General features: G+C 33.0%; 11 protein-coding genes. 1 reads left to right on the forward strand and 10 read right to left on the reverse strand.

Annotation, left to right across the window (positions count from 1 at the left end; all coding sequences use genetic code 11):
- Nucleotides 1-12 precede the first annotated feature (12 nt).
- From AAYQ19_RS15010 to AAYQ19_RS15030, 5 genes are all read right to left on the reverse strand, one after another.
- Nucleotides 13-1,002, reverse strand: coding sequence for an SDR family oxidoreductase (locus tag AAYQ19_RS15010; RefSeq protein WP_343537326.1), 990 nt, complete (start codon nt 1,000-1,002; stop codon nt 13-15).
- Nucleotides 1,003-1,013: 11 nt separating this feature from the next.
- Nucleotides 1,014-3,461, reverse strand: a complete 2,448-nt coding sequence (locus AAYQ19_RS15015; protein ID WP_343537328.1) for an exopolysaccharide transport family protein — start codon at nt 3,459-3,461, stop codon at nt 1,014-1,016.
- Between the two features lie 28 nt (nt 3,462-3,489).
- Nucleotides 3,490-4,281, reverse strand: coding sequence for a polysaccharide biosynthesis/export family protein (locus tag AAYQ19_RS15020; RefSeq protein WP_343537329.1), 792 nt, complete (start codon nt 4,279-4,281; stop codon nt 3,490-3,492).
- Nucleotides 4,282-4,355: 74 nt separating this feature from the next.
- Nucleotides 4,356-4,976 carry a recombination mediator RecR gene (recR, locus tag AAYQ19_RS15025; RefSeq protein ID WP_343537510.1) on the reverse strand — a complete coding sequence of 207 codons (621 nt, stop codon included), beginning with the start codon at nt 4,974-4,976 and terminating at the stop codon, nt 4,356-4,358.
- A 152-nt stretch (nt 4,977-5,128) separates the two neighbouring features.
- Nucleotides 5,129-5,494, reverse strand: a complete 366-nt coding sequence (locus AAYQ19_RS15030) for a CoA-binding protein (RefSeq protein ID WP_343537511.1) — start codon at nt 5,492-5,494, stop codon at nt 5,129-5,131.
- Nucleotides 5,495-5,646: 152 nt separating this feature from the next.
- Between AAYQ19_RS15030 and AAYQ19_RS15035 the strand changes: the two genes are divergently transcribed.
- Nucleotides 5,647-6,276 carry a MarC family NAAT transporter gene (locus AAYQ19_RS15035; protein ID WP_343537331.1) on the forward strand — a complete coding sequence of 210 codons (630 nt, stop codon included), beginning with the start codon at nt 5,647-5,649 and terminating at the stop codon, nt 6,274-6,276.
- A gap of 78 nt (nt 6,277-6,354) precedes the next feature.
- Here AAYQ19_RS15035 and ctlX read toward each other — a convergent pair whose 3' ends face one another.
- The 5 genes from ctlX to carA all read right to left on the reverse strand — a co-directional run bounded on the left by ctlX (nt 6,355) and on the right by carA (nt 12,285).
- Complete coding sequence (gene ctlX, locus AAYQ19_RS15040; RefSeq protein WP_343537333.1) at nt 6,355-7,290, reverse strand: citrulline utilization hydrolase CtlX; 936 nt, start codon at nt 7,288-7,290, stop codon at nt 6,355-6,357.
- A gap of 70 nt (nt 7,291-7,360) precedes the next feature.
- Nucleotides 7,361-8,275: a dimethylarginine dimethylaminohydrolase family protein gene (locus tag AAYQ19_RS15045; protein ID WP_343537335.1), complete on the reverse strand. Its 915-nt coding sequence runs from the start codon at nt 8,273-8,275 to the stop codon at nt 7,361-7,363.
- Between the two features lie 62 nt (nt 8,276-8,337).
- Nucleotides 8,338-9,615, reverse strand: coding sequence for a citrate synthase (locus tag AAYQ19_RS15050; RefSeq protein ID WP_343537337.1), 1,278 nt, complete (start codon nt 9,613-9,615; stop codon nt 8,338-8,340).
- 156 nt (nt 9,616-9,771) lie between these two features.
- Nucleotides 9,772-11,064: a phosphopyruvate hydratase gene (gene eno / locus AAYQ19_RS15055; protein WP_132989113.1), complete on the reverse strand. Its 1,293-nt coding sequence runs from the start codon at nt 11,062-11,064 to the stop codon at nt 9,772-9,774.
- A 111-nt stretch (nt 11,065-11,175) separates the two neighbouring features.
- Nucleotides 11,176-12,285 carry a glutamine-hydrolyzing carbamoyl-phosphate synthase small subunit gene (gene carA, locus AAYQ19_RS15060; RefSeq protein WP_343537340.1) on the reverse strand — a complete coding sequence of 370 codons (1,110 nt, stop codon included), beginning with the start codon at nt 12,283-12,285 and terminating at the stop codon, nt 11,176-11,178.
- Between the last annotated feature and the right edge of the window lie 162 nt (nt 12,286-12,447).

Raw genomic sequence — 12,447 nt, forward strand, 5'->3', positions numbered from 1 at the left:
TATTATCTTAGTCTACTTTTCTTTTAAATTATTCCAGTACCAACTTACTGCTTCTTTCAAACCTTCCTGCAAAGAATATTTTGGATTATAACCTAGCATATTTTTTGCCTTCTCAATGCTTGCTAAAGAATGAGGAATATCGCCAGCTCTATTTTCACCATAAACAATTTGAACATCAGCAATTTTTGGATCAAATTCTGATAGATATTTTCTCAAATATTCTACTAAATCATTCAATGTATTGCGTTCACCATAAGCTGTATTATAAACAGTATTGACAGCATTTGCATTTACGCTTTTCATTGCCAATTCATTCATTTGAATTACATTTTCTATATATGTAAAATCTCTTGAATAATTTCCGTCACCATTAATTACAGGGCTTTCATACTTCATCATCTGCATAACAAATTTCGGAATTACTGCCGCATAAGCGCCTTGTGGGTCTTGTCGGCGTCCAAAAACATTAAAATACCGCAAGCCGATAGTTTCTAAACCATATGTTTTGCTAAAAATCTCAGCATACAATTCATTTACATATTTAGTAATCGCATATGGAGATAACGGCTTGCCTATTACATCTTCGACTTTAGGCAATCCCACAGAATCCCCATACGTTGAAGAACTTGCCGCATAAACAAATCTCTTTACTTTTTCATCTCTAGCTGCAACCAGCATGTTCAAAAACCCAGAAACATTTACATCATTTGTTGTAATCGGATCGTTTATTGATCTTGGAACAGAGCCTAAAGCAGCTTGATGCAAAACATAATCAGCACCTTGCACTGCCAAAACACAATCAGATAGATTTCGAATGTCGCCTTCTATCAATTTAAAATTTGGATTTCCTATAAAACTATCCAAATTGTGACGATGACCGGTTGAAAAATTATCCAGACATATCACTTTATTGCCGCGTGCCAAAAAATATTCGGAAAGATTTGAGCCAATAAATCCTGCTCCACCCGTAATTAAAATAGTATTTTGATTTGCTATTTCCATTGAAATCAAATTTATTTCTTCGTCAATTTATTAAATAAAGTTTTTACTGAATTTGACTTTTTCTCATCATCAAGATATCCATTTGAATAATTTCCATAACCATAGCCATATCCATACGCAGAACCATATTTCGCCTTATTTTCATACCCATTCAAAACAATACTTGCGTTATTTAATTCACCTCTTTTAACCCTTGTGTTCAACAACGTAATCATATCTTTTTTAGTGTAATTCTGTCTTACAATATACAATGTAACATCAGAATATTGAGATAGCTCCAAAGCATCTGACACTAAACCAACTGGCGGTGTATCTAAAATGATATAATCGTATTTCTTTTTTAGTTCTTCGATCATTTCTCGCATTGCATCGCTCAAAATCAGTTCTGAAGGATTTGGCGGAATAGGCCCAGAAAGTATAACATCAAGATTTGGAATCTGAGTTGGATTTGTAATTTCATCGAGACTATTTTGCTTAATCAAATAATTCACGACTCCAATTTTATTGATCAAACTAAACTCGTCTGCCAATCTAGGTTTTCTTAAATCTAATCCAACAATGACTGTTTTCTTTTCGCTTAAAGCAAAAACTGTAGCTATGTTTATAGAGCAAAATGTTTTCCCTTCGCCACTTATTGAAGAAGTAATCATCAAAGTTTTTGACCCGCTAACTTGTTGCTTTTTATACAAAAACTGTAATGAAGATCGTATTGCTCTAAATGATTCAGAAAGTGCTGATTTTGGTTTATCAAAAACGGCAAGATTTACTCCTTCCTTATTAACGCCAACTACACCAATTATTGGTATTTGGCTTAGCTTAGTAACATCTTCTGTATTTTGAATAGAGTTATTAATAAAAAAAATCACTAGTATGACAGAAAGGGGAATCAAAATCCCTAAAAACAAAGCCAATATATAATTTACTGAAGTTTTTGGTCCCACCAAAACTCCGCTAATACCTTTAGCTGGATCAATAAAATGAATATCAGACAAATTGGATGCTCTTACGATTTCAGCTTCATTTCTTTTTTGTAAAAATGTAGTGTAAATGTTATCATTTAAATCATACTTCCTTTTGATTTTCAGCAATTCCTGCTGGTCCTCTGGCAACCTTTTTGCTGTATTTTCTGCTTCTCCAATTTTAGCATTTATTAACGATAAATCATAAATCAAAGAAGCTTTTGCTGAGATGATATTCTCTAACAAAACACTTTTTACTGCCTCCATTTGATTATCAAAATCTTTAAAAATCTTATCGCTTTTTACAGCATAAGCCATCTCTGATCTTTGTGTAGAAAGCCCTATCAATTTAGAAATATTTGCTACGATATTAGGATCATCAATTCCTGCAACAGATGGAGCAGGCAATCTTGAATAATCAACACTATTATTTAAGTACGCTCGTAAAGAGTTATAATACGTAATTTTTCTGGTAATTTGATCTTTCTGATTGTCAAAATCCATTATTCTAGAAGAAAACTTATCAGCGCCGCCCTCCAATTCATAAATATTTTTGTCCTTTCTAAATGACTTCAACTCATTTCCAGTTTGTTTCAATTGTGACTCCATTGCGACAAGAGTACTGTCTATGAATTTTATTGTATTGGTTGCAAATTGATTTTTACCGTCCAACTGAATTTTCATCAGCATTCTCACAGTGGCATTGAGGTATTCTACAAGTCTTGCTTTATTTGTACCCTGCATGCTCAATGTCAATATTGAGCCTCCTTTGTCATCAGAACTTACATTTATGCCTTTATAACGTGAAACTGTACCATCAAAATCATTGAACTTGACATAATATTCATTGCCTTTATACAGCCCCGGATTGTCATTAATTTGAAGTTTCCAATTCAAAAAAGGCAAAGAAACTTGCTCTCCAACCTTATATCTTTTTATAAATTCAATTGGTTGAACTGCTGTGTTAGAATATGAATCTTCAGCATAATTAATAAGCGAAACGGAATTATTTTCAAATGGTATTCGAATCTCATACACATTTTCACTAATGAACTTAATTTTAATCAGAGTATTGGCTAATTGCCCTCTGGATTTATCGATATCAACATAAAAAGGCACTGCACCATAGGAATCGATTAGGTTGTACTTGCCCATAGTTAAGTAATCAATATAATATTGTAATTTACTAACTACTAACTCATTATGAGACCTTGATTGCAATATGGTTGTAATTCCATTAACTTGATCTGAAATCCCTCCCCAGTTAAACACTAAACTAGTATTTGAAGTAAAAAACGGATTGCTTTCTTCCTTAATTGATATTAAAGTCTGCATTCCGTAAATCTTTTCTTTTCGTATGTTTACTTGATATGCGATTGTAAAAGCAATGATTAAACTAACTAAAAACCATTTCCAATAGCTGAGAATTTTCAGCAACAAACCTTTAAAATCAAAACTTGACTGATTTTCAAAAATCGAAAAATCTTTTATATCTAACATTTTCTAAGTCTAATTATAGTTTTGATAATTATTTTATAATTAAATAAACTGTTGTTGCCAATGACAGCAAAGTAATAATGGTACCAATTGATTGAATTCCTGTTTGCCCAGTTCCCCAAGTTTTTTGGCGCAATGGCTTAACATAAATATAATCGTTGGGTTGTAAATAGTAATATGGCGACTTCATTACATTAACATCTGTCAAATCAATCTCATGCATTTGCACACCTGTAGGAGTTTGGCGAATTATAGTAACCGCTTTTCTATTTCCGACCGTATTAATATCTCCTGCATTTGCAACAGCTTCCATAATATTTACATGCTCTTGAAATAGTGTTTTTGTTCCTGTGCTACTTACCTCACCATTAATTGTATATCTAAATCCAGCCAATTTTACTGTTACAAATATGTTTGCATCTGTCTTAAAGTAATCTTCAAGTAATTTTTTCTCAATTATCACTCGAACTTCCTCTAAAGTATAACCTATAACATTTATTTCTCCCAAAATTGGAATTCTAATATTTCCATGATCATCAACCGTAAAACCATCAAAATACAATGCAGCCTCTGATCTTCCTGAAGTCAAATTTGCGCTTTCTGTTTTATTAAAAATAGAAACCAATTTAGGATCTATCGCTTTTAAATTGATACTTAAAACATCATTTACCTGAATCCTATAAGGCTTAGTTTGTACGGCTGCTACAGTATTTGAATCTTCTGAAGTGTTTTTATCCTGCAGATACACTAAATCTTTAATCGGAATACACGAAGTAAAAAGTGTACTGATCAACAGCAGGATATAAAAGCTTTTTCTTGTCATTGTTAAAATTTTATCGCAAATATAGCTTTTCATTTATTCTTCAGAAAATCTATATTTTATTTGGGGGATTTTGTTTAATTGTTTTTGAATGTTTTTTCAAATGGAACGCGGTGCAAGATACTTCTTCCTAGCGTAACTTCATCAGCATATTCTAATTCATCGCCTACAGATATCCCTCTTGCAATTGTAGAAATTACAATTTGTGATTCTGCAATTTGTTTATAGATATAAAAATTTGTCGTGTCGCCTTCCATGGTTGAACTTAGCGCAAAAATAATTTCTACGACTTTTCCAGATTTTACTTTTTCGACCAAACTTGAAATATTCAACTGACTTGGACCGACACCTTCAATTGGAGAAATCTTCCCTCCCAGCACGTGATAAATTCCTTTATACTGCCCTGTGTTTTCAATAGCCATAACATCACGAATATCCTCTACAACACAAATAGTTTGATGATTTCTAGAGGCATTCGCACAAATTTCACAAACTTTTGTATCTGAAATGTTATAACAGTTTTCACAAAATTTAATATTCTCACGCATATTTAAAAGTGCCTGAGACAAAAAGCCAGTTTGCTCTTTTGGTTGTTTAAGCAAATGAAGCACTAGTCGCAACGCTGTACGTTTGCCAATACCAGGCAATTGCGACATTTCATTAACCGCCTTCTCTATTAATTTTGATGAAAATTCCATGACGACAAAAGTAACATTTTTAACGGTATCAGAGCCTTTCAAACAATTAAATTCAAGACGAAAAGAAACAGAAATTATTCTTGTTGCTATATGCTCATAAAAAACAAAACTTTCCAATGATATTGGAAAGTTTTAAAAACGTTTTTTTTCAATTAATATTGGTTCGTGGCCAATAAAACTAATGTACATGCAACTTCAACCTCAATATTATTTAATTCTAACAATTGATATAATTCGGGATTCTCTGTTCCTGGATTAAAAATTACTCTTTTAGGTTGCGCTTCGATAATATAATTATAATAATCACGCTGACGAGTTGGATTCAAATAAAGGGTTACAGTATCGATATTTTTTACAGGAATTGCTTTAGTATGAATTTTCACTCCGGCAACTTCTCCTGCATTTTGACCAATTGCCAAAACAGTATGACCTTTTTGAGTAAGCATATTTATTGCTCTATATGCATAACGGTCTTGTTTTGTAGTTGCTCCAAGCAACAAAGTTTTTTTGTTTTTCATCATTTTTAGATATTCTACAAAAGTAGTCAAAAAGGATGAGCTTGACTTGCCTTATCAATTTAGAATATTGACTCAAAAAAAATAATATCATAATATAAATTTTCCTGCCAAAATAAAAATTTAACTACATTTACTTCACTAATCAAAACTTTATGGACATATTCATTTACCTATTTGCAGCTCTTTTTTCTGTTTTAAACCCAATAGGTACGGTTCCAATTTTTGTGGGACTAACTCAACATGATTCTCAAAAAGAACGATCCAGAATTTCTCTTTGGACTGCTATTAATGTTTTTATCATTTTATTGGTTTCGTTTTTTATTGGCCAATATGTTTTAACCTTTTTTGGAATCAGCATTGATGCGCTTCGAATTGCCGGCGGAATTGTAATCGTGAATTCAGGATTCTCTTTATTATCTGGTAAATTCAATAAAAAACGAGGAATCAATAAAAAAATTGAAAATGAAGTACAACAACGAAACGATATTGCACTAACGCCACTTGCTATTCCGATGTTGGCTGGGCCAGGATCTATATCTTTATTAATTGCCTTTTATCAAGAACATCATGAAATAGAAGAAATCATTTTTTCTTGTTTGGCTATTTTGGCTATCGCAATTGCAATTTTTGCTATTCTAAAAAGTGCACATTATTTAGCTCGAATACTTGGTGCATCAGGAATTGTGGCAATTTCAAGAATTGTTGGTTTTATAGTAATTTCAATCGGAATTCAATATATTGTAAGTTCGATTGTAAACATTATAAAAGGCAATTTGATGTAACAGTTTTTTTTATAAAAATAAAAAATGGGATAGAACTAAATGTTTTATCCCATTTTTATTTTATTCAAAATGCTAATTCTAGCTTCTTGGCAAAAACACTTCAGCCATCATGCATCTTGCACTTCCGCCTCCACAAGCTTCAATTGTATCTAAGCTTGAACTCAAAATTTCAGCGTGTTTTTCTAATTGTGCAATTTGTTTTGGAGTAAGGCTCTGATGTGCGGAAGCACTCATAACAATATATTTTTTATCATTTGTTCCTCGAACTTCCAACATATTACCTGCAAAATTATTCACTTGATCTTCTGTAATCAAGATAATTTCTTTATTATCATCTTTTAGGTTTTCTAGAACCATTTTGCGCTCTTTTTTATCATCAATGCAATCTGCACAAATAACTGCAAAAGTTTCACCCAAACACATCATCACATTGGTATGATAAATCAGTTTGCGTTCTCCGTCTACCGTTTGAAAAGCTTCAAAAATTACTGGAGCATAGTCAAAATCTTCGCAGAATTCAATAAACAACTCTTCATCTGCACGTGGCGATAATGCGCAATATGCTTTTGAATTGGCACGATCTAAAAGCAAACTTCCTGTTCCTTCTAAAAAATAACCATCATCTTCAGCAGATGTATAATCCATTATATTCGAAATCTCAAAACCTTTCTCTTCTAGAGTATCCAAAATATCTTCACGTCTTTCTTGACGTCTGTTTTCAGCAAACATTGGATAAAGAGCCACATCGCCATTTTCATGAAATGAAACCCAATTGTTCGGAAAAATACTGTCTGGCGTATCTGTTTCTAAAGTATCTTCAATAACCGTAACATCAACTCCTACTGCACGAAGCTTTTCAACAAAAGCATCAAATTCTTGTTGCGCTTTGGCATTTACAGTACTCGGCAAAAGTCCGTCCAATACTTTTTGGTAATAATTATTTACAGCCGTCTGCTCATTCATTCTGAATGCAACTGGACGAATCATCACGATAGCATTAGTAGTTTGTTTCATTTTATATATTTTTTTTGTTTCAAGTTTCAGGTTTCAAGTTCACAACAGAAAACCTGAAGCTTGAAACTTTTTAGTCTCTAATTAATGGTAAAGTTGAACATCTCAACAATCCTTCTTGTTTCGCAATTTCGGCATACGGGATTTCTTCAACAGTAAAGCCATTTGCACGAAGCCAGTTATTTAATCGAGTGAAATTTTTCTCAGAAACCACAACATTTTTATCAATTGAAAACACATTTGAAAACATATTATACATTTCATTTCTTTCGATATGAAACAAATTTTCTTTTCCAAAAAGATTCACTAGATACAAATAATCCGCTTCTTCACGAAAACCTCTTTTATAGATGATTCCCTTGTTTTCTCCTACTGGCTGAAAACAACAATCCAAGTGCAATGCATTATCTCTCGCTTCCAATTTAGATTTAACCAAATCAAATTCTTTTACAATTTTATTCGGAAATAATTCTTTGATATAATTTACACCATGCATATTTGTTCTTGCAGTGATGTAATCTTTATAATCACTTCCCTTATATGTTCCAATAAAAATATGGTCATTCCAAAGCATTACATCTCCTCCTTCAATATGAACTTCCTCTGGCGGTCGTACTACTTTTAACGGATCAATTTGATCTATTACATATTGAATTGCATCCAATTCTCTCTCTCTGTCTGGAAGAATATTCGATTTTACAAAAACATTGTCAATTACAAAACCAATATCTCTAGCAAATATTTGATTGTAATTTTCGATCATTTCCGGACGATAAACAGTTACATCATATTTCTGAAAAACAGCATTAAAAGCATCCATTTCAGCAACCATATCTTTTTCTACAGGATAAGTTCCTGCCTTAATATGTTCCAATGACTTAGGATCATAAGCTTCCTCCAGCGTTGGAGTCGGCCCATTATGAACAGCAGAACCCAAAACTACGGCGCGAAGCCGCGATGTTTCGTTCTTTACATTTAATTGCAACATAACTCTATTATATTTTGAGCAAATATAAAAAAAGCTTCACAGTTAAGTGAAGCTTTCGTTTTTTATTTATTAGACTTGAACTCTCTTAAAGGATGTCCAGTATAAATTTGTCTTGGTCGTCCGATTGGCTCTTTGTTTTCACGCATTTCTTTCCATTGTGCGATCCAACCTGGCAATCTTCCGATAGCGAACATTACTGTAAACATATCTGTTGGAATCCCTAAAGCTCTGTAAATAATTCCAGAGTAGAAATCTACGTTTGGATATAAGTTTCTTGATTTGAAGTACTCATCTTCAAGAGCCGCTTTTTCTAATTTTCTAGCGATATCTAAAATCGGATCTTCAACACCTAAAGTTTCTAAAACTTCAGTAGCTGCTTTTTTGATGATTTTTGCTCTTGGATCGAAGTTTTTGTAAACTCTGTGTCCGAATCCCATTAAACGGAATGGATCATTTTTATCTTTTGCTTTCGCCAAGAATTTATCAGTATCTCCACCATCTTTGTTGATTTCTTCCAACATTTCAAGTACGGCTTGGTTTGCACCACCGTGAAGAGGTCCCCAAAGTGCTGAAACTCCAGAAGAAATAGAAGCAAATAAACCAGCATGAGATGAACCAACCATTCTTACTGTAGAAGTTGAACAGTTTTGCTCGTGATCTGCGTGAAGAATAAACAATTTATCTAACGCAGCTACAACAACAGGATTTGCACTAAATGGACCTGTAGGCAATTGGAACATCAATTGCATAAAGTTCTCCACATATCCTTTTGTATTGTCATAATAATTCAACGGATACCCCATTGATTTTCTGTATGTCCAAGTTGCAATAACTAAAAATTTAGCCATTGTTTTGCAAATTGCCTCATACATTTCTTTTTCATTATCAACATTAACTGCTTTTGGGTTAAAGGCAGTTAAAGCGCTTGTCAAAGCAGATAACACTCCCATTGGGTGAGCTGTTTTTGGGAAACCGTCAATGATATTTTTCATTTCTTCGTTTACTAACGAATGTTTTTTAATACCATTTTCAAATTGCTCCAATTCAGCTGCTGTTGGTAATTCTCCAAAAATCAAAAGATACGATACTTCTAAAAAGCTAGCTTTTTCAGCTAAATCTTCGATCGAATATCCTCTGTAACGCAGAATTCCTAATTCACCGTCCAAGAAAGTAATTTCACTTGTACAAGATCCTGAGTTTTTGTAACCTGGATCAATTGTAATAATACCTGTTAAATCTCGTAATTTGTTAATATCGATAGCTGATTCATTTTCGCTTCCTGTGATAACCGGAAGTTCAATTTTCTTACCATCTACTTCTAATGTAGCTATTTTTGACATAATATAATCGGAAATAATTCTATAAAATAATAATTTATCAAATCTAAGGAATTTAAGACTAACTAAAAAAAGAATCCTGCTATGAATTTGTTAAAACTCCAAAAAAAAACCATCCGCAAAGGCGGATGGTCTAAAATCAATATATAACTAGTGTGATTATTTAATTTTGAAAGCATTTAACCCTGGAAAATAAGCAGTACTTCCAAGTTCTTCTTCAATTCTTAATAATTGGTTGTATTTAGCCATACGATCAGAACGTGAAGCCGAACCAGTTTTGATTTGTCCACAGTTTAATGCAACAGCTAAGTCAGCAATTGTATTATCCTCAGTTTCTCCAGAACGGTGAGACATTACAGATGTATAACCAGCATTTTTAGCCATGTTTACAGCCGCAATAGTTTCAGTTAAAGTACCAATTTGGTTTACTTTTACCAAGATTGAGTTAGCAATTCCTTTTTCGATACCAGTTGACAAACGAGCAACGTTAGTTACGAATAAATCATCACCCACTAATTGAACTTTATCTCCAATTTTTTCAGTTAAAGCTTTCCATCCATCCCAGTCATCTTCGTACATACCGTCTTCAATAGAGATAATTGGATATTTAGCAGCAAGTTCAGCCAAGTACTGAGCTTGTTCTTCAGAAGTTCTGATTTTTCCAGTTTCACCTTCAAATTTAGTGTAATCGTATTTACCGTTTACATAAAACTCAGAAGCAGCACAGTCAAGAGCGATCATAATTTCGTCACCGAAAGAATATCCAGCTTTTTCAACTGCTAATTTGATAGTATCTAAAGCATCTTCAGTTCCACCAGCCAAGTTTGGAGCAAAACCTCCTTCATCACCTACAGCAGTACTTAAACCTCTATCGTGTAATACTTTTTTCAAGTTGTGGAAAATTTCAGTTCCCATTTGCATTGCATGTGTAAAAGAAGTTGCTTTTACAGGGAAAATCATAAACTCTTGAAATGCGATAGGCGCATCAGAGTGAGAACCACCATTGATGATATTCATCATTGGCACAGGCAATGTATTAGCAGAAACTCCACCTACATATCTGTATAATGGCAAACCAAGTTCGTTAGCAGCAGCTTTTGCGGCAGCCAAAGAAACACCTAAAATAGCATTAGCTCCTAATTTAGATTTGTTTGGAGTTCCATCTAAATCAATCATTAATTGGTCAATTGTGTTTTGTTCGAAAACAGATGTCCCAACTAATTCTTCAGCAATAATAGTATTTACATTATTCACTGCATTCAAAACACCTTTACCTAGATAAGCTTTACCTCCGTCACGTAATTCAACAGCTTCGTGCTCTCCAGTTGATGCTCCAGATGGAACAGCAGCTCTACCTAAAACTCCATTTTCAGTTACTACATCAACTTCAATAGTAGGATTACCTCTAGAATCAAGAATTTGTCTTGCGTGAACTTTAATTATAATACTCATTATTTTTGTTTTTTATTAATAAATTATATTTTTTTTTCGAAATTATAAAAATATTTAATACTAAAAACGCATTCTAGTCATTAAACACCTTTATTTATTAACTACATCGTTTTAGACTTTGCTACTTTTAATATTCTCTACAAATTGGTCAAACAAATATGACGAATCGTGTGGTCCAGGACTAGCTTCTGGATGATATTGAACTGAAAAACAATTCTTATTCTTCATTCTCATTCCCGCAACAGTGCCATCGTTTAAGTGAACATGCGTAATTTCAAGCTCTGGGTGATTTTCCAATTGCTCTCTTTTAACCGCAAATCCGTGGTTTTGTGAAGTTATCTCACCTTTTCCTGTAATGATATTCTTAACTGGATGATTAATTCCTCGGTGTCCATTAAACATTTTATATGTTTCAACACCGTTTGCCAAACCAATTACTTGATGCCCAAGACAAATTCCAAACAAAGGTTTGTTATCTGCCAAAATCTCTTTCGCCACTTGAATTGCTCCGAATAAAGGATCTGGATCTCCAGGTCCATTTGACAAGAAATATCCATCAGGATTAAACTCAGACATATCTTTATAAGTTGAATCAAAAGGATACACCTTAATGTAGCAATCTCTTTTTGCAAGATTTCTCAAAATATTCTTTTTGATACCAAGATCTAAAGCTGAGATTTTGTAAGTAGCATTTTCATCACCAACAAAGTATGGCTCTTTAGTCGATACTTTAGAAGCCAACTCTAAACCTTCCATATTTGGCACATTTGCCAATTCTTTCTTTAAATCTTCAATTGAAGTTCCGTCAGTACAGATAACTGCATTCATTGCACCGTTGTCACGAATGTAACTTACAAGTGCACGCGTATCTACATCAGAGATACAGATTAAATTTTGCTTAGCAAAATAATCCTCTAAACTTCCAGAAGCATTTTCTCTAGAATAATTAAAACTAAAGTTTTTACAAACTAAACCGGCAATTTTAATACTATCAGATTCAACTTCAGAATCATTAACGCCATAGTTTCCGATATGTGTATTTGTAGCAACCATTATTTGTCCGAAATAAGAAGGATCTGTGAAAATTTCCTGATATCCCGTCATTCCAGTATTAAAACAAACTTCACCGAAAGTTTTACCGCTAATTCCGATAGATTTTCCGTGAAAGATTGTTCCGTCACTAAGTAATAAAATGGCGCTTTGTCGTGTTGTGTATTTCATTATTTAATTTGTATTGTTTTTTAATCAAGTTATAAAACCGAAATTAAGGTTTTAAGTATAATTAGATATTTTGCAAATTTACTTCTTTAAAATAGCCCTTCCAAGATTTTTTAAAACTTTCATTCGTAAAAATAAAACCTATCATTTTAAATAAGTTAGATT

Origin of the sequence: Flavobacterium mesophilum (genome assembly GCF_039581405.1) — a bacterium.
Taxonomy (GTDB): Bacteria; Bacteroidota; Bacteroidia; order Flavobacteriales; family Flavobacteriaceae; genus Flavobacterium.

What these genes read in the sequence shown, in the direction of transcription:
- AAYQ19_RS15010 (WP_343537326.1), bottom strand. Translation starts at nt 1,002, where the DNA reads ATGGAAATAGCAAATCAAAATACTATTTTAATTACGGGTGGAGCAGGA.
- AAYQ19_RS15015 (WP_343537328.1), bottom strand. Translation starts at nt 3,461, where the DNA reads ATGTTAGATATAAAAGATTTTTCGATTTTTGAAAATCAGTCAAGTTTT.
- AAYQ19_RS15020 (WP_343537329.1), bottom strand. Translation starts at nt 4,281, where the DNA reads ATGACAAGAAAAAGCTTTTATATCCTGCTGTTGATCAGTACACTTTTT.
- recR (WP_343537510.1), bottom strand. Translation starts at nt 4,976, where the DNA reads ATGGAATTTTCATCAAAATTAATAGAGAAGGCGGTTAATGAAATGTCG.
- AAYQ19_RS15030 (WP_343537511.1), bottom strand. Translation starts at nt 5,494, where the DNA reads ATGAAAAACAAAAAAACTTTGTTGCTTGGAGCAACTACAAAACAAGAC.
- AAYQ19_RS15035 (WP_343537331.1), top strand. Translation starts at nt 5,647, where the DNA reads ATGGACATATTCATTTACCTATTTGCAGCTCTTTTTTCTGTTTTAAAC.
- ctlX (WP_343537333.1), bottom strand. Translation starts at nt 7,290, where the DNA reads ATGAAACAAACTACTAATGCTATCGTGATGATTCGTCCAGTTGCATTC.
- AAYQ19_RS15045 (WP_343537335.1), bottom strand. Translation starts at nt 8,275, where the DNA reads ATGTTGCAATTAAATGTAAAGAACGAAACATCGCGGCTTCGCGCCGTA.
- AAYQ19_RS15050 (WP_343537337.1), bottom strand. Translation starts at nt 9,615, where the DNA reads ATGTCAAAAATAGCTACATTAGAAGTAGATGGTAAGAAAATTGAACTT.
- eno (WP_132989113.1), bottom strand. Translation starts at nt 11,064, where the DNA reads ATGAGTATTATAATTAAAGTTCACGCAAGACAAATTCTTGATTCTAGA.
- carA (WP_343537340.1), bottom strand. Translation starts at nt 12,285, where the DNA reads ATGAAATACACAACACGACAAAGCGCCATTTTATTACTTAGTGACGGA.